At 46.8% G+C, this 25,734-nt stretch carries 24 protein-coding genes; 21 read left to right on the top strand and 3 right to left on the bottom strand.

Translation table 11 applies throughout. The features are described from left to right. Positions 1–86 precede the first annotated feature (86 nt). Positions 87–1,376 (bottom strand): phosphoribosylamine--glycine ligase, encoded by a 1,290-nt coding sequence (gene purD, locus ORJ01_RS08755; RefSeq protein WP_306177700.1) that lies wholly within the window; start codon positions 1,374–1,376, stop codon positions 87–89. Between the two features lie 20 nt (positions 1,377–1,396). Next, the gene (locus tag ORJ01_RS08750; protein WP_306177699.1) at positions 1,397–2,206 is read right to left on the bottom strand and encodes a class I SAM-dependent methyltransferase; all 810 of its coding nucleotides are present in this window, start codon (positions 2,204–2,206) and stop codon (positions 1,397–1,399) included. A gap of 180 nt (positions 2,207–2,386) precedes the next feature. Between ORJ01_RS08750 and trmJ the strand changes: the two genes are divergently transcribed. The 19 genes from trmJ (at position 2,387) to ORJ01_RS08655 (ending at position 22,468) form a co-directional block, all read left to right on the top strand. Next, positions 2,387–3,130: a tRNA (cytosine(32)/uridine(32)-2'-O)-methyltransferase TrmJ gene (gene trmJ / locus ORJ01_RS08745; protein WP_306177698.1), complete on the top strand. Its 744-nt coding sequence runs from the start codon at positions 2,387–2,389 to the stop codon at positions 3,128–3,130. A gap of 5 nt (positions 3,131–3,135) precedes the next feature. Further along, positions 3,136–3,945 carry a serine O-acetyltransferase gene (gene cysE, locus ORJ01_RS08740; RefSeq protein ID WP_229586535.1) on the top strand — a complete coding sequence of 270 codons (810 nt, stop codon included), beginning with the start codon at positions 3,136–3,138 and terminating at the stop codon, positions 3,943–3,945. 262 nt (positions 3,946–4,207) lie between these two features. Then, positions 4,208–4,687: a Fe-S cluster assembly transcriptional regulator IscR gene (gene iscR, locus ORJ01_RS08735; RefSeq protein WP_306177697.1), complete on the top strand. Its 480-nt coding sequence runs from the start codon at positions 4,208–4,210 to the stop codon at positions 4,685–4,687. Between the two features lie 17 nt (positions 4,688–4,704). Beyond that, positions 4,705–5,919, top strand: coding sequence for an IscS subfamily cysteine desulfurase (locus tag ORJ01_RS08730; protein WP_229586537.1), 1,215 nt, complete (start codon positions 4,705–4,707; stop codon positions 5,917–5,919). A gap of 36 nt (positions 5,920–5,955) precedes the next feature. Then, positions 5,956–6,339 carry a Fe-S cluster assembly scaffold IscU gene (iscU, locus tag ORJ01_RS08725; RefSeq protein WP_226751088.1) on the top strand — a complete coding sequence of 128 codons (384 nt, stop codon included), beginning with the start codon at positions 5,956–5,958 and terminating at the stop codon, positions 6,337–6,339. A gap of 6 nt (positions 6,340–6,345) precedes the next feature. Then, positions 6,346–6,669, top strand: coding sequence for an iron-sulfur cluster assembly protein IscA (gene iscA, locus ORJ01_RS08720; RefSeq protein ID WP_226751089.1), 324 nt, complete (start codon positions 6,346–6,348; stop codon positions 6,667–6,669). Between the two features lie 18 nt (positions 6,670–6,687). After that, on the top strand, positions 6,688–7,212 hold the full coding sequence (gene hscB, locus ORJ01_RS08715) for a co-chaperone HscB (RefSeq protein WP_306177696.1): 525 nt from the start codon (positions 6,688–6,690) through the stop codon (positions 7,210–7,212). A gap of 7 nt (positions 7,213–7,219) precedes the next feature. Next, the gene (gene hscA, locus ORJ01_RS08710) at positions 7,220–9,076 is read left to right on the top strand and encodes a Fe-S protein assembly chaperone HscA (protein ID WP_306177695.1); all 1,857 of its coding nucleotides are present in this window, start codon (positions 7,220–7,222) and stop codon (positions 9,074–9,076) included. Between the two features lie 3 nt (positions 9,077–9,079). After that, positions 9,080–9,418 (top strand): ISC system 2Fe-2S type ferredoxin, encoded by a 339-nt coding sequence (gene fdx, locus ORJ01_RS08705; protein ID WP_226751092.1) that lies wholly within the window; start codon positions 9,080–9,082, stop codon positions 9,416–9,418. A gap of 160 nt (positions 9,419–9,578) precedes the next feature. Then, positions 9,579–10,010, top strand: coding sequence for a nucleoside-diphosphate kinase (ndk, locus tag ORJ01_RS08700; protein ID WP_226751093.1), 432 nt, complete (start codon positions 9,579–9,581; stop codon positions 10,008–10,010). Between the two features lie 140 nt (positions 10,011–10,150). Beyond that, the gene (locus ORJ01_RS08695) at positions 10,151–11,278 is read left to right on the top strand and encodes a bifunctional tRNA (adenosine(37)-C2)-methyltransferase TrmG/ribosomal RNA large subunit methyltransferase RlmN (RefSeq protein ID WP_306177694.1); all 1,128 of its coding nucleotides are present in this window, start codon (positions 10,151–10,153) and stop codon (positions 11,276–11,278) included. 21 nt (positions 11,279–11,299) lie between these two features. Beyond that, positions 11,300–13,357, top strand: coding sequence for a type IV pilus biogenesis/stability protein PilW (gene pilW, locus ORJ01_RS08690; protein WP_306177693.1), 2,058 nt, complete (start codon positions 11,300–11,302; stop codon positions 13,355–13,357). Next, entirely contained in the window at positions 13,350–14,330 is a 981-nt protein-coding gene (locus ORJ01_RS08685; protein ID WP_306177692.1) for a RodZ domain-containing protein, read from the top strand. Before pilW ends, ORJ01_RS08685 begins: the two co-directional genes overlap by 8 nt. After that, a complete protein-coding gene (gene ispG / locus ORJ01_RS08680) occupies positions 14,330–15,430 on the top strand; it encodes a flavodoxin-dependent (E)-4-hydroxy-3-methylbut-2-enyl-diphosphate synthase (RefSeq protein ID WP_306177691.1) in 1,101 nt (366 codons plus the stop codon). Before ORJ01_RS08685 ends, ispG begins: the two co-directional genes overlap by 1 nt. Positions 15,431–15,531: 101 nt before the next feature. Next, on the top strand, positions 15,532–16,797 hold the full coding sequence (hisS, locus tag ORJ01_RS08675; RefSeq protein WP_306177690.1) for a histidine--tRNA ligase: 1,266 nt from the start codon (positions 15,532–15,534) through the stop codon (positions 16,795–16,797). Between the two features lie 20 nt (positions 16,798–16,817). Next, positions 16,818–17,447 carry a tetratricopeptide repeat protein gene (locus tag ORJ01_RS08670; RefSeq protein ID WP_226751099.1) on the top strand — a complete coding sequence of 210 codons (630 nt, stop codon included), beginning with the start codon at positions 16,818–16,820 and terminating at the stop codon, positions 17,445–17,447. 9 nt (positions 17,448–17,456) lie between these two features. Further along, the gene (bamB, locus tag ORJ01_RS08665; RefSeq protein ID WP_306177689.1) at positions 17,457–18,644 is read left to right on the top strand and encodes an outer membrane protein assembly factor BamB; all 1,188 of its coding nucleotides are present in this window, start codon (positions 17,457–17,459) and stop codon (positions 18,642–18,644) included. Positions 18,645–18,717: 73 nt separating this feature from the next. Beyond that, on the top strand, positions 18,718–20,193 hold the full coding sequence (gene der, locus ORJ01_RS08660) for a ribosome biogenesis GTPase Der (protein WP_306177688.1): 1,476 nt from the start codon (positions 18,718–18,720) through the stop codon (positions 20,191–20,193). A 16-nt stretch (positions 20,194–20,209) separates the two neighbouring features. Beyond that, on the top strand, positions 20,210–22,468 hold the full coding sequence (locus tag ORJ01_RS08655; protein WP_226751102.1) for an arginine/lysine/ornithine decarboxylase: 2,259 nt from the start codon (positions 20,210–20,212) through the stop codon (positions 22,466–22,468). Between the two features lie 255 nt (positions 22,469–22,723). Here the strand turns inward: ORJ01_RS08655 and ORJ01_RS08650 are convergent, their stop codons facing one another. Then, a complete protein-coding gene (locus tag ORJ01_RS08650; protein ID WP_306177687.1) occupies positions 22,724–23,293 on the bottom strand; it encodes a gamma-glutamylcyclotransferase in 570 nt (189 codons plus the stop codon). Between the two features lie 270 nt (positions 23,294–23,563). Here ORJ01_RS08650 and ORJ01_RS08645 point away from each other — a divergent pair, with 270 nt between their 5' ends. Beyond that, a complete protein-coding gene (locus ORJ01_RS08645; protein ID WP_306177686.1) occupies positions 23,564–24,490 on the top strand; it encodes a tetratricopeptide repeat protein in 927 nt (308 codons plus the stop codon). Between the two features lie 702 nt (positions 24,491–25,192). Then, the gene (locus tag ORJ01_RS08640; RefSeq protein WP_306177685.1) at positions 25,193–25,630 is read left to right on the top strand and encodes a hypothetical protein; all 438 of its coding nucleotides are present in this window, start codon (positions 25,193–25,195) and stop codon (positions 25,628–25,630) included. Positions 25,631–25,734: the final 104 nt, after the last annotated feature.

Below are 25,734 nucleotides of genomic sequence, written 5' to 3'. Positions count from 1 at the left end.
TGAAAGCCGATAAAAAAGGTGCCGAAGCACCTTTTAACACCCTTTAATTAGGGCAAATCTAATTAGCCTAATGGCCAATAAAAACGTTAAGCTTGTTGCTCACGCGCAATAGCGCGATAGCCAATATCATGGCGATAATACACATTATCCCAATGAATTTTTGTCACAAGCTGATAGGCCGCTTGTTGTGCTTCGGTAACGCTGTTACCCAATGCGGTGGCACATAACACGCGGCCACCATTCGTCACGACATCGTTGCCAACCAGTTCGGTACCTGCATGAAACACTTTACCCGCAAGGGCTGCGGCATCGTCTAAACCATGGATCACTGTGCCTTTAGCATAAGCATCAGGGTAACCCCCAGCAGCCATCACCACACCTACTGCCGCTTTAGGGCTAAATTGAATGTCGGTTTGTGCTAATTGACCTTGCACCGCACTTTGACATAAAGCGACGAGATCTGACTCTAAGCGCAGCATAATCGGTTGTGTTTCCGGATCGCCAAAGCGACAGTTAAACTCTAACACTTTAGCCGAGCCATCTGCGGCAATCATTAAACCTGCATATAAAAAGCCGGTAAATACATTACCTTCAGCGGCCATACCTTCAACGGTAGGCATGATCACCTGCTGCATAACCCAATCATGCACCGCAGGGGTGACTACGGGGGCAGGAGAATAAGCACCCATTCCACCTGTATTTGGGCCTTTATCGCCGTTATCACGCGCTTTATGATCTTGCGAAGAGGCAAAGGCCAGAGCATGGCTGCCATCCACCATCACAATAAACGAGGCTTCTTCACCGGTCAGGAATTCTTCAATGACCACGCGACTGCCAGCATCACCAAATTTATTACCCGCTAGCATATCATCGATAGCGGCAAAAGCCTCAGCCTCGGTTTGCGCGATAATGACACCTTTACCTGCGGCTAAGCCGTCGGCTTTGATCACTATCGGCGTGCCGAGGCTTTTTACATAGGCTTTTGCCGGAGCAATTTCAGTAAAGTTTTGGTAAGCGGCTGTAGGAATGTTGTGCCGTGCCAAAAAGTCTTTGGCAAACGCTTTTGAGCTCTCTAATTGTGCCGCAGCTTGGGTTGGACCAAAAATGGCTAAACCAGCTGTACGAAAGCGATCGACAACACCTTTAGCTAAAGGCGCTTCAGGGCCAACAATCGTCAGATCAATCTGTTCTTGTTGGGCAAAAGCCAGTAGACCTGCCACATCATCGGCAGCAATAGCGACATTTTGCAACGCCGCTTCGCGAGCGGTGCCCGCATTGCCTGGTGCGACAAATACTTCGGTTGCCAGTGGAGATTGTGCTGCTTTCCACGCTAGGGCGTGTTCACGACCACCGCCGCCAATTACCAATACTTTCATCAGTTTGTCCGTTTGCTCAGTTAGTTAAGGGGTTTGCGGAATTTTAACGTCATGCGATCGCTTTCGCCGATAGCTTGATATTTTGCTCTATCTTGTTCACCTAAACGTAAAGTAGGTGGCAAAGTCCACACACCTGAAGGGTGGTTGGCAGTATCTTTGGCGTTGGCATTGATTTCGCTGCTGCCTTCAAATACAAACCCCGCTTGCTCTGCTAAACGCACCGCCATGCTTTGTGGCATGTAACCGCTGCGTGTCCATTCGGTGTTTAATTGGCTTTCAGGTAAGCGGTGTTCAACCACACCTAATACGCCACCCGGTTTTAATGCGGTAAAAAACTGCTTATAGGCTGCAACCAGCGCGTCTTCACCACCGCCAATATACCAATTGTGTAAATTACGGAAGGTTAATACCACATCGGCTGAGTTAGCAGGAGCAATAGTGACACCGCCAGCAGCCGAAAACTCGGTGACCTGAACTTTACTGTATTGTGGTTGGCTCGCCATTTTTTCGATAAAGGCTTTGCGGCTACGCTGACCATACTCTGACGAGTTGGCAGGAAAATGTGCCGCATAGTACATGCCTTTTTCAGCAACGAGTGGCGCGATAATTTCCGTGTACCAACCGCCGCCGGGAGAGATTTCAACAACGGTGCTTTGTGGCGTAACGTCAAAAAAGGCCAAGGTAGCGACCGGATTGCGGTATTGATCACGCTGTAAATATTCAGGCGTACGTAGCGGATTTTTTACAGCGGTTTCTAAAGCTTCATTTGCGGCAAGTGGCAAGCTGCATAATAAAGCAGTCAGGCTTAATATTTTGCTGAAACGTAACATAATGGTGAGCTCCTTTTAGGGGTGGCTGTAGTTTAGCAAAGCAACTGCAGAATTGCAGCGTCTTTCGTTGCCCAATAAATAGGCACTTTTGTTTTTTTAGGTGGCTAGACTGCTAATTTTCAAGCTACAATCTGCCGTGGCTATGCTAGAATAGCCCCCTTTTTTAGTGTGAGTTGCATTATGTTAGATCAGATTAAAGTGGTATTGGTGGGCACGACACATACGGGTAACATGGGTTCGGTTGCTCGAGCTATGAAAACGATGGGTTTGTCACAGCTTTGTCTGGTTGCACCGAAAACCGCCCCTGACGGCCAAGCCTATGCCTTAGCAGCGGGTGCCAGTGAAATTTTAGCTAACGCGCAAACGTTCGAATCTTTAGCCGAAGCCGTGGCCGATTGCAGTTTAGTGGTCGGCAGTAGTGCGCGTTCTCGCACCTTAAGTTGGCCCATGTTATCACCGCGTGAATGTGGCTTAAAAGCGGTAGCAGAAGCTACGGCAGCACCGGTGGCGTTAGTGTTTGGCCGAGAAAGCAGCGGCTTAAGTAATGAAGAGCTGCAACTGTGTCAGTACCATGTGTGTATTGATGCCAATCCAGAGTACAGCTCGCTTAACTTGGCGATGGCCGTACAAATTATTTGTTACGAAGTGCGAATGGCGCATTTAGCGGCCAAGCCGTTACCTGAGGTCGCGGATGATGAAAAATACCCAAGCTCAGCGCAGATGGAAAACTTTTATCAACACCTAGAAACCGCCTTGCAGCACACGGGCTTTATTATTAAGCAGCATCCGGGTGTGGTGATGACAAAACTGAAGCGCTTGTTTACCCGCGCTCGACCTGAAGAGGCGGAATACAACATTTTACGCGGCATTTTAACCTCGATGCAGCGTCTTGAAAAAATTGATCAGACGAGTCACAAGGAATAATAGGCATGTTCTCCGGCATCAAAGAAGATATCCGAAGTGTATTTGAGCGCGATCCGGCAGCACGCAGTGCCTTTGAAGTTCTCACAACTTACCCTGGCCTACATGCCATTTGGTTACATCGCTTAAGTCATCGTTTATGGCGTGCTCAGTGGCGTTGGTTAGCGCGTTGGCTCAGTACCCTTGGGCGCTGGCTAACGGGCGTGGAAATTCATCCTGGCGCTAAAATTGGTAGACGTTTTTTTATCGATCATGGTATGGGTGTGGTCATAGGTGAAACGGCTGAAATTGGCGATGATTGTACGCTGTACCATGGCGTTACCTTGGGCGGTACGAGCTGGAATCCGGGTAAACGGCATCCTACTTTAGGAAATGGCGTGGTCATTGGTGCCGGTGCCAAAGTACTCGGGCCGTTAATGGTGGGCGACAATGCCCGTATCGGTTCCAACGCGGTCGTGGTTAAAGATGTGCCAAAGGCAGCAACGGTTATCGGTATTCCAGGACGCGTTGTATCTAAGCCCGATGCCGATGTGTCTAAACAGCGACAACATTTAGCCAAGAAATATGGCTTTGATGCCTACGCGGTAGCGGCAGATAACCCGGATCCGGTTGCCAATGCGATTGGCAGTTTATTGGATCATATCCAAGTGCTCGACAATAAGGTTGCTGAACTTTGTCACAGTGTTAATGCGCTGGGGGGCAATGTGTGTGAAGAAGTGCCCACGGTCAATATTGAGGAAAGTGATTTTAGGGAAGCGGAGCAACGCGCTGCCGAGCAGCGCTGTAAAGATGAAGAAGTGTTTGATCCGCGGGTCTAATGGTTAATCGCGAATACCGATAAGTTTAGGCTTTAGCATGACGCTGTTTGCTCAGCTTAATAAACCTTGAATCATCCCTGAGGCGCGATGATTATCTGCATTGCTGCAGTTCACCCTTGGCCTGTAAAGGTTGATTTAGAGCAAACAAGCCATACTGAACAGGCGGGTATTCGGTTAATACCTGACTAAAACACTAGGGTTAATACTTGACTAAAATAGTCAGGAATGTAAAATGGACCCCATTCTGAAATGGGAGCCAATTATGCGATTAACTTCAAAAGGCCGTTATGCCGTGACTGCAATGTTAGACGTTGCTTTACACGCAGTACAGGGACCTGTACCTCTCGCAGATATATCAGAGCGACAAGGGATCTCACTTTCTTATCTTGAACAATTATTCGCTCGTTTACGCAAGCACGGGCTGGTAAGCAGTGTACGTGGCCCCGGCGGCGGTTACCAACTAGGTATGGCATCAGCGGCAATCTCTATCTCTGCCGTGATCGCTGCGGTAGATGAGTCCGTAGATGCCACACGCTGCCAAGGCAAATCCGATTGCCATGGTGGTACTCGCTGCTTAACCCATACGCTGTGGAGTAATTTAAGCCACCGTATAGAAGACTTTCTGACCAATATTTCGTTAGAAGAACTGGTCAATCAACAAGAAGTGCGGCAAACCGCTCAGCAACAAAGCCGTAAGTTAAAGAATCCTGCCACTGATATCGACGTCAGTTGTCAGCTGTAAGCGCAACGGAGCAAACCATGAAGCTACCAATATATTTAGACTATGCTGCAACAACCCCGGTTGACCCGCGGGTTGCAGAAAAGATGATGCAATTTTTGACTATGGATGGCCAGTTTGGTAACCCAGCGTCACGCTCGCATCGTTTTGGCTGGCAAGCTGAAGAGGCGGTAGAAATTGCACGCAGTCAGATCGCCGACTTAGTCAATGCTGATCCACGTGAGATCGTGTTTACCTCTGGTGCCACTGAATCAAATAATTTAGCCATTAAAGGTGCGGCCGAGTTTTACCATAAAAAAGGTAAACACCTGATCACGGTCAAAACAGAACACAAAGCGGTATTAGATACTATGCGCCAATTGGAGCGCGATGGCTTTGAAGTGACCTATCTAGATGTTGAAGCTAACGGTTTAGTCGATTTAGCGAAGCTAGAACAAGCCATCCGCCCTGACACCACGCTCATCAGCATTATGTTTGTAAACAACGAAATTGGTGTGGTGCAAGATATTGCGGCTATCGGTGAATTATGTCGCAGTAAAGGGATTATTTTCCATGTTGACGCGGCGCAAGCAACCGGCAAAGTAGCGATCGATTTACAAACATTAAAAGTCGATTTAATGGCCTTCTCTGGTCATAAAACTTACGGCCCTAAAGGAATTGGTGCTTTGTATGTGCGGCGCAAACCACGCATTCGTTTAGAAGCACAAACGCACGGTGGTGGTCATGAGCGTGGTATGCGTTCTGGTACTTTAGCAACGCACCAAATCGTCGCGATGGGCGAGTCTTTCCGCATTGCTAAAGAAGAAATGGCTTCTGAAAATATTCGGATCACCGCGTTACGTGATCGCTTATGGAATGGCATTAAAGATATTGAACAAGTTTTCTTAAACGGCGATGCCGAACATCGTGTGCCAGGGATCACTAACATCAGCTTTAACTATGTTGAAGGTGAGTCTTTAATCATGGCATTAAAAGATATTGCGGTATCGTCAGGCTCTGCCTGTACCTCTGCCAGTTTAGAGCCATCTTATGTACTGCGTGCATTGGGTTTAACTGACGAACTGGCGCACAGTTCCATTCGTTTTAGTATTGGCCGTTTCACTACGGAAGAGCAAGTTGACCACACTATTAAGATCGTGCATGCCGCCATCGATAAATTACGTGAAATGTCGCCGTTATGGGATATGTATAAAGACGGTATCGATTTAAACACTGTGGCCTGGGTGGCGCACTAAACACTAGGCGCTATCGCCACAACAGAGGGTATTAACATGGCTTACAGCAATAAAGTTATTGATCACTACGAAAATCCACGCAACGTTGGCGCTTTTGCTAAAGATGATCCAACCGTTGCCACCGGCATGGTGGGTGCGCCGGCTTGTGGTGATGTAATGAAACTACAAATCAAAGTCAATGAGCAAGGCATTATCGAAGATGCGAAGTTCAAAACGTACGGTTGTGGTAGTGCTATCGCTTCAAGCTCACTGGTTACTGAGTGGGTAAAAGGTAAAACCTTAGACGAAGCACAGCTAATTAAAAACACCGACATTGCGCAGGAACTCGCTTTACCACCGGTGAAAATTCACTGCTCAATTTTAGCTGAAGATGCTATTAAAGCTGCTATCGCAGATTATAAACAAAAGCACGGAGGCTAATGCCCGATGGCGATTTCAATGACAGCAGCGGCGGCCGAGCGGGTCAGTAGTTATCTGCATAATCGCGGTAAAGGTGTTGGCCTGCGTGTAGGGGTAAAAACCACTGGCTGTTCTGGATTGGCATATGTACTGGAATTTGTTGATGAGTTGAACGACGATGATCAAGTGTTCGAAGATCATGGTTTAAAACTTATTGTTGATGGCAAAAGCTTGGTATATATCGACGGCACGCAGCTTGATTTTGTTAAAGAAGGCTTAAATGAAGGTTTTCAGTTTAACAATCCGAACGTCAACGGCGAATGCGGTTGTGGCGAAAGCTTTACAGTGTAATGCAGACCCTGAGGTAGCATGAATTACTTTCGGTTGTTTGATTTACCTGAGACATTTGAACTGGATCTAACCGAATTAGGTTCGCGTTATTTGTCGTTGCAAAAGCGTTTTCACCCCGATAATTTTGCGGCCGCCTCTGAGCGTGATCGCTTGATGTCGGTGCAGCAAACGGCCAACATTAACGATGCTTATCACAGCCTAAAGCAGCCTTTGCTGCGGGCTGAGCATATGTTAGCGTTACGTGGTTTAAAAATTAGCAATGAACAGCGAAGTTTTACCGACCCGCTGTTTTTAATGCAGCAAATGGAATTGCGCGAGCAACTAGCAGAATTACAAGACGAGGCCGATCCAGAAGCGGCCTTGTTTGCTATTGAGCAACAGATCCAGCAGCAACGCAAACAGCTATTAAAGGCGTTAAGCGAAGCCCTGGTTGAGCAGAGCGCTGAACAAGATCAGCTCGCCGCCGAGTTGGTGCGTAAATTAAAATTCTTTTATAAACTACAGCAAGAGCTGGAGTTAATCGAACAGCAACTACAAGACTAATTTCACTATGGCTTTACTACAAATTGCAGAGCCGGGCCAAAGTGCGGCCCCGCATAAACATCGGTTGGCCGCAGGCATTGATCTGGGCACCACTAATTCCTTAGTTGCAACGGTACGCAGTGGTGAGGCAAAAACTTTGCTGAACCAAGCAGGCGAAGCGATGGTTCCTTCCGTTGTTCGTTATACTAAAGACGGTGTGCAAGTCGGTAGTGCTGCCGAAGCAGCTGCCGTTAGCGATGCTGAAAATACGATTGTTTCGGTTAAGCGTTTAATGGGCAAGGGCTATCAAGAAACGCTGGCTTTAGCCAATGCGCTACCTTACCGCTTAGTGGAGCAAACCGGCTTAGTCGCTATCGAAACGGTACAAGGTATCAAAAACCCGGTAGAGATCTCTGCTGAAATTCTGGCTACTTTAGCGAATACCGCCAGTGAAACACTCGGTGGCGAACTGAATGGCGTAGTCATTACCGTACCGGCTTATTTTGATGATGCGCAGCGCCAAGCAACCAAAGATGCAGCGAAGTTAGCCGGTTTAACCGTACTGCGCTTATTAAATGAGCCAACAGCGGCAGCCTTGGCTTATGGCCTCGACAGTGGCCAAGAGGGCGTCATTGCCGTTTACGATTTAGGCGGCGGTACCTTTGATATCTCCATCTTACGTTTGCGTCGCGGGGTGTTTGAAGTACTGGCAACCGGGGGTGATTCAGCACTTGGTGGTGATGATTTTGATCAAGCCATTGTTAGCGAATTGAAAGAACGTAGCGGCCAAACTGATTTATCCTTTAGTGCTCAGCGCCAATATCAGCAGCAAGCTCGGGCCTTGAAAGAAGCGTTAACCGATAAGGCCAGTTGCGATTATCATTTTACTGCCGATCAACAAGAGGTGAAGGGAACTTTAACCCGTACTGAGTTAGATCAGTTAATCCTGACGTTGGTGAAAAAAACCATCCGGGCTTGCCGTCAAACCCTTCGCGATGCTGACTTGACCACTGATGAAGTGTTAAAAGTGGTCATGGTCGGTGGTTCAACCCGAGTCCCCCTTGTCAGGCAGCAAGTGGCAGAGTTTTTTAATACCGAGCCATTAACCAGTATTGACCCTGATAAAGTGGTGGCCTTAGGCGCGGCTATTCAAGCCAATGTGCTAGTGGGTAATAAAGCAGACAATGAAACCTTGTTGCTCGATGTGATCCCATTGTCGTTAGGCATTGAGACCATGGGCGGGTTAACCGAAAAAATTATTCCACGCAATACCGTGATCCCGGTGTCGCGCGCCCAAGAGTTTACCACCTTCAAAGATGGTCAAACGGCGATGGCGATTCATGTCGTGCAAGGTGAGCGCGAATTAGTCGAAGACTGCCGTTCTTTAGCACGCTTTGAATTACGCGGTATTCCTCCGATGCCTGCTGGTGGTGCTCATATTCGCGTAACCTTTCAGGTTGATGCCGATGGTTTACTCAATGTCAGTGCCGAAGAAAAATCGACCGGTGTGCAAGCCAGTATTCAAGTGAAGCCGTCTTATGGTTTAAGTGATGATCAAATTGCTAGTATGATCAGTGGCTCGATGCAGCACGCTAGACAAGATATGCAGCAGCGCTTGTTGCGTGAGCAGCAAGTTGAAGCAGAACGAGTCATTGAAGCCGTTAGTGTGGCGTTAGCCTCTGATGCGGCGTTACTTGATGAGCAGAAGCAAGCCGACATTAAGCAGGCGTTAGCCACTTTAAGTGAGTTACGTCAGCAACAAGATACCGCGGCCATTAAAGCTGCCATAGAACATACCAACCAGTTAACAGATGAATTTGCAGCTCTTCGCATGGATAAATCTATTCGTTTAGCGCTGCAAGGTCATAAGGTAGATGAGGTCTAAGTTATGCCACAAATCGTATTTTTACCCCATGCCGAATTATGCCCTGAAGGCGCGGCTCTCGACGCTAAAAGTGGCGAAACGGTATTAGATGTTGCATTGCGCAACGGTATTGCCATTGAACATGCTTGTGAAAAGTCTTGTGCCTGTACTACCTGCCATATTGTGGTACGTGAAGGTTTTTACTCGTTAAACGAAAGTGACGAGTTAGAAGAAGACATGCTGGACAAGGCTTGGGGTTTAGAGCCGGAATCTCGCTTAGGTTGTCAGGCACGAATTGCCAATGACGACTTAGTGGTTGAGATCCCGAAATATACCCTGAATATGGTCAGCGAAGGGCATTAAGCCCCGCTAGCGCTCTGCGCTGTCTAGTCGCAGCACAGAGCGCAGTAAGTGTGTTACCTCCCTAGGCAATCTTTTCTTCAAGCTAGGTTTTTTATAACTTTTAGCGTATAATTTGCCGCCCAAATTTTTTAACCCTTTATTAGATTAATAGGAGCCAGACATGGCCTTAGAACGTACTTTCTCTATCGTAAAACCTGATGCCGTAGCCAAGAACCACATCGGTGCTATCTACAGCCGTTTCGAATCTGCAGGTTTACGCATTGTTGCTGCCAAGATGTTACACTTAAGCCAAGAACAGGCTGAAGGTTTCTACGCTGAGCACAAAGAGCGTCCATTCTTCAATGCATTAGTTTCTTTTATGACATCTGGCCCAGTAATGGTTCAAGTGTTAGAAGGTGAAGATGCCGTTCGTAAAAACCGTGAAATCATGGGTGCGACTAACCCGAAAGATGCTTTCGCGGGTACTTTACGTGCAGATTTCGCTGCTAGCATCGACGAGAACGCGGTACACGGTTCTGACGCTGCTGCTTCTGCTGCACGTGAAATCGCTTACTTTTTCACTGAAGCTGAGCTGTGCAGCCGCACACGTTAATTTTCAGCGTGTAGTGAACAAACAAAGGGGGCGCGAGCCCCTTTTGTGCATTAATGCCCTCACTGCGGTGAGCATGACGACAATAGCGTAAGTTATTGTTCTGAAAAGATAGTTATATTGGTTAGCAGGAGTATCCTGGAATGAGTAGCTCATCCACTTTAGTTAATTTGTTAGATCTTACCCGATCGCAGATGCAGGAATTTTTTGTCACGCTTGGCGAAAAACCGTTTCGTGCCGATCAGGTAATGAAGTGGATATACCATTACTGTGTCGATGATTTCGACAAGATGACCAATATTAACAAAAAGCTGCGCGATGTTTTAAAAACGCGCTGCGAAATTAAAGCCCCGGTAGTAGCGACGCGGCAAGATAGCGCCGATGGCACCATCAAGTTTGTAATGGCCTTAGCGGGTGGTCAAGAAGTTGAAACCGTTTGGATCCCTGAAAAAGATCGCCGTACACTTTGTGTTTCTTCACAGGTGGGTTGTGCGCTAGATTGTTCATTTTGCTCTACTGCGCAGCAAGGGTTTAACCGTAATTTATCTGTCTCAGAAATCATCGGTCAGGTTTGGCGTGTTTGCCAAATTATCGGCAGCTATGGCGATACCGGTGTAAAACCCGTTACCAATGTGGTGATGATGGGCATGGGCGAGCCACTATTAAATTTGAATAACGTTGTGCCTGCGATGGAACTGATGATGGAAGATTTCGGTTTTGGTTTATCTAAACGTCGTGTCACTTTAAGCACTTCGGGTGTTGTGCCCGCGTTAGATTTATTGCGTGAGCGTATTGATGTCGCTTTGGCTATTTCGTTACACGCCCCCAATAATGCTTTACGGGATCAGTTGGTGCCGGTAAATAAAAAGTACCCCATGGAAGAGTTTTTAGCGGCTTCGCGGCGTTATGTTGCGCAATCAAAAGCCAACGATAAAGTCACCGTAGAGTACGTTATGCTCGATGGCATCAACGACAGCATGGAGCAAGCGCATGAACTGGCTAATGCTTTAAAAGAAACGCCTGCTAAGATTAACTTAATTCCATTTAATCCATACCCTGGATCGCCTTATAAGCGTTCGAGCAATTCTAGGATTGATCGTTTTAACAAGGTCTTACAAGAACATGGTTTTACTGTTATGGTACGTAAAACCCGAGGCGATGATATTGATGCGGCATGCGGGCAGCTGGTTGGTGATGTTATCGACCGAACTAAACGTTTAATGAAAAAGCAGCAAAAAGGTGAGTCAATCACAATAAAAGAGCTGCAATAACAAAAGGGAACGCCAGTGGTAATGCAGAGATTTCCTGTTGTCACCGCGCTTACGGCATTGTTAATACTCTCAGGATGTGTTTCTGAGAGCACTTATGTTGCGAATGAGCGCCAGGTTAGCCAGCGCAGTGTGGATAACACCGAAGCGGCTAGAACCCGAATTTCGCTAGGTTTAAACTATTTGCGTCGTGGCGATACAACGCAAGCGCTTTATAATCTTGAGCGTGCCAAAACGATGGCACCTAATTTGCCAGAAGTGTTTAACGCCCTGGCTTATTATTACCAATCGGTGGGTGAACATACTCAGGCTGAAAACGCCTACAAGCAAGCCATTGCTAAAGATTCAAACAATGCGGATGCTTACAATAACTATGGTGCATTTTTATGCCAAATAGGAAAGTACGCTGAGGCTGAACAGCTGTTGTTATCGGCCATTTCCAAACCCGGTTATATCCGCGTAGCGGAAAGTTACGAAAATTTAGCCCTGTGTCAGTTAGAACAAAACGGTTTTGAACAAGCCATAATCTATTTAGGGTCTTCTATCTCACATAATGGCACGCGCATAAGTGCGTTAATCAACAGTGCTTCGGTTAATTATGCCATGGGTAACTTAATTGATGCCAAAGCCGATTTGCAGCGTATTCAACGTTTAGGCCGTGTTTCTTCGCGCAGCACCTTATTAAATTATTTGGTGTCTGAAAAGCAGGGTGATATGGCAACCATGCGCCATGCCGAGCAGCTATTGCTAACACTGTATATTGATACGGCTGAAGCCAAATTGCTGTTACAGCAACGTACATTGGATAGCGAGTTTGAGCAGTTGCGAGAACGCTACAAGCAAAAACTTCTGGCTAGCATTCAACCTGTGGTTACTGATACACCTGCCGCCAAACAACAGCGGCAACCGGTGGCTAACCCGCAGTTGCGGATACGACGCAAATCGACCGAAGCCGAGCCAGTTAACGATACGCCTGTAGCGAATACGCCTGCTGCTGCGCTAAGCCATAACCCTACACCGCCCACTGCGGCGGTAACGCGTCAGCCAGAGCCGACGCATTCGGTGGCGGATATTGCTAACAGCTTTAGTGCGCAACAAACCAAGCCGGCTGAACTTCCACCGGCTTTACCGGTTGAGCATGTGCTGTTAAATGACGAAACCGTGAATGCTGCCCACAATACATCGGCTGCTACAGCTGAAGAACTCAGTGCTCAAGCTGCGCTCATCACGCAAAACGAGCCCAGCAACAAGACCACAACACCGCGCAGCGATGCGGCGCTGCAAGCAACAAAACTGGAAAGCGCCGTTACTGCGCAACCAAGGTTAAACCCTGCTACAGCCAACAGCGCTGCTCCTGAAGCGCAGCTTACTGCTGTGTCTAATACTCCCACGGCAAGCACCAAACTAACGGCGCAAGAGCCGTCAGCGGTTACGCCTGAGCTTGAGACCAAGAAGGCATTAGAAACATTAACAACAGCAGCTGTGAATAGCGCTGCGCCAAGCATGATGTCAACTGAAACAGCCGCCGCGCTGAGCGTTCAGCCTGATCTTTTAACGAAACAAACCGTGGTGGATACTGCAGAGCCCGCTGTTACAGCGAATATACCTGCCGCTGATCCTGTCGCGTCAGTGCAACCTATCTCTTCTGCACAGCCCACCATAACGATGCCACAAAGCAATAACGAGCTTATTGCTGATATCAGTGATGTGCCTTTTCATAAAGTCGCCGAGGGCGAATCACTTCACAGCATCTCGATAAATTACAATATTTTATTAACCCGCCTGCAAGAGTGGAACGCCTTAACGCCAACCTCTAAATTGCGGGTAGGACAAAAAATCTGGTTAGCTCCGAGTGATGCCCCGCCAGATTCGGGTGCACCGCCAGTGCGATTGGCCAATGCGCAGCCAGTCGATGAATATTTTCATCTGGTTGCTGAAGGTGACACTATGTTTGCTATTTCGTACCGCTATAATATTCGTTTAGAGCGGTTCATGGCTTGGAATGCGTTAACGGAACAAAGCCGTTTAACCATCGGGCAAAAACTTTACATTGTGGATCCGGCATCAATTAATCATGACTAATGACGAACAACTTGAAGCGAGCTCAGCACCTGAATTGACGGTCGGTCAGATCTTACGGCAAACACGTGAGAAGCGCGGCTTATCTCTAAAGGATGTAGCACAACAACTAAATTTAAAAGCCGAAGTGTTGCAATGCATAGAAGCCGATGAACCTGATAAAAACATCCTGCCGACCTTTATGCGTGGTTATGTTCGTGCCTATGCGCGGTATTTAAAATTACCTGAGTTGCCGCTACTAAAACAGTTTGAACAGGCGCACCATGTCAATAGTGCACCGGTGAAAACCATGAAAACCTTTTCTAATCGGCAGGCCAAGCAGCAAACTGAAGCTCGCTTTATGTGGCTGACTTATTTGATTGCCGCTATTTTACTGGCCTCGTTAGCCATTTGGTTTTGGCAGGGCTCGCGTGATTTTGTCACAAGCGATAGCCTACCGACCAGCAGCACAACGCCTGCACTGACAGAATCGAGCGGGACTATTCCACTTACGCAAACCGCATCACAGCCTAGCAGCTGGGAGTCACCACCAGCGGCCAATAACGTAGAAGATAACAGCAATGAGCCAGAAAGCTTAGTAAGCGAGTCGGTAACGCAAAGCGATTCGCCTGCATTACCCAGCAGTGTGCCCATGGTTGAGCTGGCAGCGCCCATTACCGACACGCTGCTTGCCCCGGAAAATAACGAACTGGCCACAGAATCTTTTGGTGACAGTAACGACAGTGATTTAGATCGGTTAAAAATGACGTTTGCCGAAAACTGCTGGATTGATGTTGTGGATGCCAGTGGCGAGCGAGTTGCTTATGGTACCAAGCAAGCTGGCTACATTATGGAACTGAATGCCAAGGCACCGTTTGTGATTACCTTAGGCAATCCCAGCGTGGTCGCCATCGAATTAAACCAACAGCCTTATGATATGTCGAAATATCCTGGAGGCCGTGTTGCCAAATTTACTTTGTCAGGACAGAACGAATAATGTTTGCAGAAAATCCGATTAAACGTCGGCAATCTACTCAAATTAAAGTAGGAAATGTATTAATTGGCGGTGATGCGCCAATCGCCGTACAATCAATGACCAATACTCGCACTACGGATGTTGAAGCGACCGTGGCACAAATTCGCGCCATTGCAGCTGCTGGTGCTGATTTAGTGCGTGTTTCAGTGCCAACCATGGAAGCTGCCGAAGCCTTTAAGCTGATTAAACAGCAATCGCCAGTACCTTTAGTTGCCGATATACATTTTGATTATCGAATCGCTTTAAAAGTGGCTGAGTATGGTGTTGATTGTTTGCGCATTAATCCGGGTAACATTGGCAAAGAAGATCGTATTCGCGCGGTGGTCGATGCCGCTAAAGATTACAATATTCCCATCCGTATTGGTGTGAATGGCGGTTCCTTAGAAGCGGATATTCAAGAGAAATACCGTGAGCCGACGCCCGAAGCGCTAGTAGAATCAGCTATGCGGCATGTCGATATTCTGGATCGCTTTAACTTCGACAATTTTAAAGTCAGCGTAAAAGCCTCCGACGTGTTCTTAGCCGTCGGCGCTTATCGTTTACTGGCAAAGCAAATTAAACAACCACTGCATTTAGGCATTACCGAAGCAGGTGGCGCAAGAGCCGGCGCAGTTAAATCGGCCATTGGTTTAGGAATGCTATTGGCAGAAGGCATCGGCGATACACTGCGAATTTCATTAGCGGCCGATCCGGTTGAAGAAGTTAAAGTGGCGTTTGATATTTTGAAATCACTGCGAATCCGCTCGCGTGGTGTTAATTTTATTGCCTGCCCTAGTTGTTCACGCCAAGAATTCGACGTGATTAAAACCATGAACGAGTTAGAGCAACGTTTAGAAGATATTGTTGATCCTTTAACGGTGTCCGTGATTGGTTGTGTCGTCAATGGCCCGGGTGAAGCGTTAATTTCAGATCTGGGTGTGGCCGGCGCCAATCGTAAAAGTGGCTTTTATATCAACGGCGAGCGGCAAAAGCTGCGGTTGGATAACGGGCAAATTGCTGAACAACTCGAGTTTCAAGTACGGCAGTATTTGCAACAACGTATCGCAGTAAAACAACTCTAAGAGTAGGATGCTTGGTGTTTTGCGGCGCAGGCTCTATAATCCCTGCTTTTGCAGACACCTTAGCGGTGCTCTTTGCGTAATAGTTAAACGGAAGCATTATTTTGGCTAAGCAAATTCAGGCAATTCGTGGCATGAACGATTGCCTGCCGCAGGATTCTGGTCTGTGGCAATATGTAGAACAAGTCCTTCGCGACACCGCGGCTAACTATGGTTACAGTGAAATTCGCTTTCCCATTGTGGAGATGACCGAGCTGTTTAAACGCTCTATTGGCGAAGTCACCGATATCGTTGAAAAAGAAATGTACAGTTTCAACGATCGCAATGGCGACAGCTTAACCTTACGACCAGAAGGCACTGCCTGCTGTGTGCGTGCGGGTAATGAGCACGGCTTACTGTATAACCAAGAACAACGCCTGTGGTACACCGGCCCGATGTTTCGTCATGAACGGCCGCAAAAAGGCCGTTATCGCCAATTTCACCAATTTGGCTTAGAAGCTTTTGGTATTGGCAGTGCTGATATTGATGCAGAAGTGATCATATTAAGTGCGCGTTTATGGCAAAAGCTGGGTTTAACCCCTTATGTGAGCTTAGAGCTGAACTCATTAGGCTCGAATGAAGCGCGCGCGGCCTATCGTGATACCTTGGTAGCCTATTTAGAGCAGCATAAAGATCTGCTGGACGAAGACAGCTTGCGTCGTTTGTACAGCAACCCTTTACGGGTGCTGGACAGCAAAAACCCGGCCATGGCCGAGATGCTGGCCGCCGCACCAAAGCTAGCCGATCATTTAGATGCAGAGTCAACAGCGCATTTTAATCAATTACAAGCACGCTTAACTGCGGCGGGCATTAGTTTTACCATTAATCCTCGCCTTGTGCGCGGCTTAGACTATTACAATCGTACCGTGTTTGAGTGGGTAACCACAGAGCTGGGTTCGCAAGGTACCGTGTGTGCCGGTGGTCGTTACGATGGTTTGGTCGAACAGCTTGGCGGCAAACCTACGCCGGCCGTTGGTTTTGCTTTAGGTTTAGAGCGCTTGATTTTATTACTGCAAACATTAGAGTTAGCGCCAGTATTAGCCCCAACCGCAGATATTTATCTGATGGCAATGGGTGAGTCTGCGGAACTTGCAGCGGTTAGCGTTGCCGAAAGGCTGCGTAGCGATTTGCCGACCAAACGTGTTATCTTGCACTGCGGTGGCGGCAATCTAAAAAAACAATTTAAAAGGGCTGATAAATCAGGTGCCGAATTAGCACTGATTTTAGGCGATGAAGAACTGGCCCGTGGCGAAATCACCTTAAAATGGTTACGTCAGGATCAGCCACAACAAACCTTGAAACTGAGCGAATTGGCTCAGCATCTGGCCTGAGAGCATAACGGAGTAGTTAGGTGGAAATTTACACAGACGAAGAACAACAGGTTGAAGCCCTCAAACGGTTTTGGAATGAATATGGCAAAGCTATTTTTGGTGGTGTAATTATTGGTGTAGCTGCCTTATATGGCTGGCGCTTTTATCAGGCTGAACAGCGAGCTAGCGCCGAAGCCTTATCTAACAGTTATGCTCAACTGGTGCAAAAGCAAGCCAGTGAGGATGATTTCTTAGCAGAAGCGCAAACTTTTATTAGCGAGCAAGGTAATAATAATTATGCCGTGTTCGCGGCGTTATTAGCGGCGAAAGATGCGGTGACCGCTGAGAATTTTGCCGAAGCGATTAAGCAGTTAAGCTGGGTACAGCAAAACAGCAAAGACGCTAGCGTTAAGGCGATTGCTCAGTTACGGTTAGCTCGTGTACAACGTCAAACAGGTGACTATACCGGCGCTTTAGCAACCTTAGAGCAAGCTGTACCATCCAGTTTTGTTGGGCAACAAGCAGAGCTGAAAGGCGATGTGTTACAAGCAACGGGTGATTTAGTCGCGGCGAAAGCAGCTTATCAAGTCGCCTTTAGCAATGCCGGCCAAAATACGCAATTATTGCAGATTAAACTTGATGAGCTGGCGCACATCACCGCTGCGAACTAAGGGGCCGATATGAAATTTGCCTTAAAACATGCGGCGTTGGCGTTGATTTCGATAACGTTGATTGCTTGTTCTAGCAAAGATAAATTAGTACTGCCCGATATCGAAAATCGCATTAGCCCCAAGAAAGTGTGGTCGATGCAAGTCGGTGACGGCGTTGGCCATTACGAATCAGGCTTAAAGCCACTGATTTTAGATGACAAAGTGTTTATGGCCAGCCGTGAAGGCATCGTGGTGGCAGCAGATCTGGCCACAGGTAAACGCTTATGGACCTTTGATTTACGCCAAGACGTGCAAGTGTCTGCTTGGCAAAAATTAAATTTAAGCTGGTCTGAAGGTAATGCCCGCATTGCTGGTGGTATTAGCCAAGGTTACGGCAAGCTTTTTTTAGGTACTGAAAATGGCGAAGTGGTTGCGCTTGATGCGGTTACGGGCAGTTTAGTTTGGCGTGCGCAAGTGCCGGGTGAAGTGTTAGTGAGCCCTGCGGTTGGCGATGGCTTTGTGGTAGTTAAATTAGGTACCGGTACGCTTTTGGCATTAAACCCAGATGATGGCGAGCAGCGTTGGGTGTTTGAAAACGAACAGCCTCCTTTAACGATCCGCGGTGTCAGCGAGCCGGTTATTGAAAGCGGCGGCGTTATTTACGGTAATGCGAATGGTCGTATCGGCGTATTGTTAGTGGATCGTGGTTTCCAAGCTTGGGAAGAAACGGTTGCGACACCAAAAGGCAGTACCGACTTATCACGTTTGGTCGATGTCGATGCTAAGCCGTTAGTCGTTGGGGGGACAGTTTACACTATCGCCTTTAACGGTGAGTTATTTGCATTAGATCTTCGTTCGGGTCAACAATCTTGGAAGCGCGATTACGCCAGTTTCCGCAATATGGCGATCAGCGGCTCAGTGATTTATCTGGTCGATTCTGAAGGTCGTATTTATGCGGTCGATCGTCGTAACGGGTCGGAGATCTGGAGTCAAACCGGTTTACATAACCACTTTTTAACTGGCCCTACCGTGTATAAAGACTACCTGGTTATCGGTGATAACAAAGGTCATTTGCATTGGTTTGATCGCAACACGGGTGACTTTGTTGCTAGACAAAGCTTTGATGATTCAGGCTTTTATCGTGAAGCTGTTGCCAATAATGACTATATAGTCGTCACAACTCGTGATGGTGAGCTAGTATTATTACAAACGCCTTAAACTGCGTATTAATCTACTTAACAGAAAACAGGCCTAAACTGAGGCCTGTTTTCTTATTTTTGAGGTTGACTAAATGTTACCTGTAGTTGCCCTGGTTGGGCGCGCCAATGTTGGCAAATCAACACTGTTTAACCGTTTAACCCGCACCCGCGATGCGCTTGTTGCCGACTTTCCGGGATTAACACGTGATCGCAAATATGGCTCGGTCAACTTTGAAGGCATGGAGTTTATTGTGGTGGATACCGGTGGTATCGACGGCAATGAGCACGGTATTGAAGTCGAAATGGCCGATCAATCGTTAAAAGCCATTGCTGAAGCCGATGTTGTGCTGTTCCTTGTCGACGCACGTGCCGGCTCAACGGTGGGCGATCAAGCAATAGCGGCTCATATTCGTCGGGTGGAAAAGCCCGTCTTTTTGGTTGCCAATAAAACCGATGGTCTAGACGCAGATACCGCCGTTGCCGACTTTTACAGTTTGGGCATAGGCGAAGTTTACCCCATAGCTGCTGCACATGGCCGGGGGGTATCTTCCTTGTTGCAACATGCCTTATTGCCGTTCTTGCAACAACAAAAAGACGAAACGGCTATCGAAGATTCTGTAATCAGTGATTACACGGATGTCTCTGAAGAGGACGCTGCCGCAGAAGCGGCCAGACTTCGTTCTGAACATATCAAGTTAGCCATTGTTGGCCGGCCTAATGTGGGTAAATCGACACTGACTAACCGTATTCTGGGTGAAGAGCGGGTAGTGGTGTTCGATATGCCTGGTACCACCCGTGACTCAGTGTATATTCCGATGCAGCGTAATGAGCGTGATTACACCTTGATTGACACTGCGGGTGTGCGTCGTCGTGGCAAGATTGATGACATGGTCGAGAAGTTCTCTGTTGTTAAAACATTGCAAGCGATTGAAGATGCTAACGTGGTTATTTTGGTATTGGATGCTCGTTTAGGCATTTCAGATCAAGATTTGAGTATCTTGGGCTTCGTATTGAATGCCGGTCGTTCCTTAGTGTTAGCGGTTAACAAATGGGATGGCTTAAACGACGGTGTAAAAGACGAAATTAAACGCGAGTTAGATCGTCGCCTTGGTTTTATCGACTTTGCCCGCTTACATTTTATTTCTGCTCTGCATGGTTCTGGCGTGGGTAATCTATTCGACTCGGTTGAAGAAGCCTTTGATTCTGCCACCAAGCGCGTTAGTACCTCGTTATTAACCCGCATCATGAAAATGGCGCAAGAAGATCACCAGCCACCCATGGTGCATGGTCGTCGCGTTAAATTGAAATATGCGCATGCCGGTGGTTATAACCCACCGATTATCGTCATTCACGGTAACCAAGTGAAAGATTTACCGGACTCGTATAAGCGTTATTTGATGAACTACTACCGAAAAGCGCTGCAAATGATGGGTACGCCTGTGCGTATTGAATTCCGTGAGGGTGAGAACCCCTATACGCCCACCAAGAAAAATACAGAGACTGCGCTGCAAAAGTACAAGCGTGAGCGCTTAATGAAAGCCCGTCAAAAAGTGGCTAAAAAAGATTAACAGCAAGGACTAACAGATGAAATTCCGTTTTCCGGTTATTGTAATAGACGAAGATTTCCGCTCAGAAAATATTTCAGGTTCGGGTATTCGTGATCTCGCCCAAGCGATTGGTGGCCATGGTTTTGAAGTCGTGGGTTACACCAGCTATGTCGATTTAACCGCTTTTGCCCAACAAGCGAGCCGCGCATCTTGTTTTATTTTGTCGATTGATGACGAAGAGTTTGGCAGTGGCAGCAACGATGATGTGAATAAAGCGCTGATTGAGCTGCGTGCTTTTGTTAAAGAAGTGCGTAAGCGCAATGCCGATATTCCGATTTTTTTGTATGGTGAAACCCGTACCAGTCGGCATATACCGAATGATATTTTGCGCGAGCTACATGGTTTTATTCATATGTTCGAAGATACGCCTGAGTTCGTCGCCCGGCATATTATACGTGAAGCTCGTAAATATTTAGACGCCTTAGCGCCACCATTTTTTAATGCGCTGATGGATTATGCCCAAGACAGTTCATACTCATGGCACTGCCCAGGTCATTCTGGTGGCGTGGCATTCTTAAAAAGCCCGGTTGGCCAAATGTTCCACCAATTCTTTGGTGAAAACATGCTTCGGGCTGATGTGTGTAACTCGGTAGATGAATTAGGGCAACTGCTTGATCACACTGGGCCTGTGGCCGAAAGTGAAGCGAATGCGGCGCGTATCTTTAATGCCGATCATTTGTTCTTTGTCACAAACGGGACCTCCACCTCGAATAAGATGGTGTGGCACTCTGTGGTGGCACCCGGTGATATCGTGGTGGTTGACCGTAACTGCCATAAATCGATTTTACACTCGATCATTATGACCGGTGCTATTCCGGTGTTTTTAATGCCCACCCGTAACCATTACGGCATTATTGGGCCTATTCCGAAAAGTGAGTTTTCGCCCGAAGCCATTGCCAAAAAGATTGAAGCTAATCCGTTCGCTCGCAATGCCAAGAACAAAAAACCGCGTATTTTAACCATTACTCAAAGTACCTATGACGGTATTTTGTATAACGTGGAAGAAATTAAGCAAGAGCTGGGCTCAACAATCGATACCTTGCACTTTGATGAGGCGTGGTTACCACACGCCAGCTTCCACGAGTTTTATCATGAAATGCATGCTATTGGTAAAGATAGACCGCGCTCGGAAGAAACGCTGGTATTTGCTACGCAATCTACCCATAAATTGTTAGCCGGTTTATCTCAAGCTTCGCAAATTTTGGTACAAAATGCCGAAAAGCGTAATTTAGATACCCACCGCTTTAATGAATCTTATTTGATGCACAGCTCGACCAGCCCGCAATATGCTATTATTGCTAGCTGTGACGTGGCTGCGGCGATGATGGAAGCACCCGGCGGCACGGCGCTGGTGGAGGAGTCGTTGTTGGAAGCCATCGATTTTCGTCGGGCGATGCGCAAAGTCGATGACGAATTTGGCGATGATGATTGGTGGTTTAAAGTATGGGGCCCCGATATTCTGCCAGACGAAGGTATTGGCCATCGCGAAAAGTGGGTGTTACATGCCACCGATAGCTGGCACGGTTTTGGTGATATCGAGTCAGGCTTTAATATGCTGGACCCGATCAAAGCCACTATCATCACCCCAGGTATGAACTTGCATGGGCAGTTTGATGAAACCGGTATTCCTGCAGCAATTGTCAGTAAATACTTGTCTGAGCACGGTATTATTATCGAGAAAACCGGCCTGTATTCATTCTTTATTATGTTTACCATTGGTATTACCAAAGGTCGTTGGAACTCTATGGTGACCGAGTTACAGCAGTTTAAAGACGATTACGACCAGAACTTGCCGTTATGGCGCGTCATGCCAGAGTTTGCGGGTAAGAACAAGCGTTATGAAAAAGTCGGTTTACGCGATCTGTGTCAGCGCATTCATAATATGTATCGCAAGTATGACGTGGCCAAAGTGACTACTGAAATGTACTTGTCACAAATTGATACTGCCATGACACCCGCCGATGCTTGGGCGAAAATGGCGCACCGTGAAATTGAGCGGGTATCGATTGATGAAATCGAAGGGCGGGTAACGGCCATGTTAGTGACACCCTATCCACCAGGTATTCCACTGATGGTGCCAGGCGAGCGTTTCAATAAAACCATTATCAACTACCTGAAGTTTACCCGTGCGTTCAATGGCGAGTTCCCCGGTTTTGAAACCGACGTGCACGGTTTAGTGCGTGAGTTGGTCGACGGTGAAGTGAAGTACTTTATTGATGTGGTAAAAGAAGCTTAAGCAAAACTGCTATTGCGTTATTTAAATCAAAGGTCGCCTTGTGCGCAATGCAAGTCAGTTAAGCATGACCTGTTTGCTCTAAATCAACCGTTGAAGGCCATGGATGGCCGGAATCGAGCCTCAGGGATGATTCATGGCGTGTTGATGTGAGCAAACTGCGTCATGCTATACGTTAAACTGATCGGTATTAGCCTAATGCGACCTTTTTTTATGCGTTTGATTTAAACTCGCAGGCTTATGTTAATACATGGTATCTCACGCTAGCAGGTTTAACAGTTCTCGCTCTATCGCAAATACATGCTCATCATGTTCACCCAACTCACGTAGCGAAGCGGCCAGTTGCAGTAAATACTCGCTATTCGGGCCACTTGGGCCAGCACTTACCGCAATATGTGCCGCAATGGCCGCATCACTGTCTGGCCCTAAATAAGCTTCATTATCGGCGCTGGCTAAATAGACCAAGCCTGTTGTTTGGCCGGGCTCATCTTGCCAATGCAATTCAGTAAAAAACCGCAGATAACCATTTTTCTCGCGATGGTCTAAGTGAGCAAAGATTTGAGGTGTTACCTGATAGGCCACACCGGCACAGCGTTCGCCTGCTGCTTCTATCAGGGTTAAGACACGACCGGGTGCTTCTGGTGTACCACGATGATCATGCGATCCCTGCCAAAAACGGCGCTGCCAGCCATAAATACAAGCAGGCTTGCGCTGTAGATAAGGAAAATCCGCCTTATAAATCAACGAGCCATAGCCAAACAGCCACACCGAGTCGAGGTGATCAAGCGGTTGGCGTTGCTGATTTAATGCGATGGTATTGTGTGACATAGCACTCCGTACAGCTGAAATTAAAAAATGCTCTTGATTATTAAGCGTAACAATACGCCGCTCATAAAACGATAATGAGTATTTGAGAATATCACAAAACCGCTTGCTGCGAGTTTTTGCCAGAAAGTCGTTTTGGGATTTCACCCTGAAATAAAATGGATTCTTAGTGAAAAATAAGTAAATTTGTTTAATTATTTTGTTTTTTAAGGTTGCCATTTTGAGTTTTGAGGCCTAATGTTTAATCAGGTTTTTTATTGATAAGGATTGAAGATGAAGAATTTTAATAAGCATTTATTCTTAACCGGCTTAGTGGTTTTGCCTTTTTTGTTTCCCTTACAAGTACATTCAAATGCTCAGGTCTCCACTCACTTACTGTGTAGCGATGATCAGTGTGAAAGTGAAATTGTTAAACTACATAAAATGGCGCGTCACAATAACTACCCTGCAATGACCTTACTCAGTATGATCTACGCGACAGGCGACGGCCGTGAGGTTGATCACAAAAAAGCCTTAAGCTACTTAGAGCGTGCAGCGGGGAGTCAACACCCGATGGCTGTGTTTACCTTATCGGAATGGTATCGAGAAGGGTTTGTTGTAGAACAAAATTTAGCACAAGCTGATGCATTATTAGCGCAAGCGGTATCACTTGGCCACGTGTCTGCACAGTATAAAAAGACTTTATTGTTATTACAGCAGGCTGATGCTGCTAATGCCGATGAAGCCAACGTTTTTGCAAACGAAGCTATCACATTATTGCAACAGGCCAGTGACCAGCGTTCTGTTGAAGCGATGTTTTTGCTAGCGAAATTGAAACAGCAAGGTCTCTTTACCCAGCTTGATTTAGAAGGCGCTGCTGAGCTTTTTAAACGCTTAATGCTATCGGGCCATGAAGCATCCAGACCTTTTTTACAAGAAACGATTGCCATGCTGGCAACTAAACCCGATACCGCAGAGTTAGTGGCTGATTTACAGCAAGCTTATGCAGTAGAGGTGATTAAGGTGTCAACCAAAGACCACAATCCCGATTCCATATTATCCGATGTAATTGCACAACTTCAGCGTAAGGGTGTTTATTCTAAAGGTAGTGCATCAATGGTGACTACCGCTTGTGGTGTGAGTTTTAGCTGTAATGCTTTTGCCGCAGAAATGGGGCCCAAGTTAACTAATCAAGTTATAACCGGTGAACCGAAGCGTTAACGTTTTCGCCGTTGGCGAGGTACTTTCTTTTGCGTCGCCAAAAGAAAGTACCTAAAGAAAATGCGATCACTTCCGCTCGAAAGCCCGGCTGCTCCTGCTATAGCCCAAGGCGAAAACGTTACTCGTGCGGCGCATCAGCGCCGCACTAAAACATCCGTTAAGACCTTTACCAACGATGTACAGTTGGCTCGCTGCAGAGAGGGGAAACCTTTGAGGTCAGATACAAATCTTTTCGCAAGGTTGCCCGACTTGTAAACTAATGGGATTAACAGTAATAAACTGTCATGGCTTTTGAAAAACATTTGGGTGGAACTGAACGAGTTAACAGCGAAGTCAACGTTGGCTGGGAACGTCTTTTTCAGGGATGAAAAAGAGGAGCGTACAGGGACGTATTTACCGCGTGCTCCAGCCGACGATTTACGCAGCGTTTAACGTTTTGTAAGCTTCAAACTTTAAGTCAGATACCGAAATACTTCGTTTTCGCCATTGGCGAGGCACTTTCTTTTGCTGTTCTATATGAATATTCCTTTAAAACAAAGAGCATGACTGAAACTTCTTAATAATTTGGTCAATCTAATAACTAATTATCTTTTCAATATGTTGATTTTCGGTAAACTCCTAAGTATAAATTTATTTAGCCTTTTGGATGCTGCTAAGAGGTCTACTTAATAGCTGTTAGGCATTTAAAAGGAATTTAAAAAAATGAGATGTTTATTAATAATTTTTTCGTTAGCCATATTCACAGGGTGTGCAACAACACCAATCTTAACCACAGCCGACACGATGCAAATAATAAAAGCCGCTGCAGACTCTGCCCCAGCTGGCGTTTATGGAAAGTACACCTTATTAATTCAATCTACTGGCTCGCAAATTGGCGATGATCGAATCTTTCTAAACACAGAATTAGATTACAGAGACCAAAGAAATATCACTATTGCTCTGTCTCATGATGCTGTAAAAGAATTAAATGACCATACTGGGCAAGCTGCTATTGAGTTTTTTAAAGGAAAACAGATTCAGGTTATTGGTGATGCGAACCGGGTTAGAATTGACTTTACGACAAGGGGGCAACCTACTGGTAAATACTATTACCAGACACATATTCGTGTCACTCAAGTGTCTCAAATTAAAGTGTTATAAAGCCATGCCTAACACGGCGCTGTTGTCGCTGCTACCATGGTTTGGACGGCTTATGCTGCGTTCTAGCAGCCCCAAAGTTTTGCTTAAGGCAGACAAACAAGGAA

The sequence above is a fragment of the Alishewanella sp. SMS8 genome, assembly GCF_030737935.1.
Classification (GTDB): domain Bacteria; phylum Pseudomonadota; class Gammaproteobacteria; order Enterobacterales; family Alteromonadaceae; genus Alishewanella; species Alishewanella maricola.
This window is presented reverse-complemented; position numbering and strand designations above follow the sequence as displayed.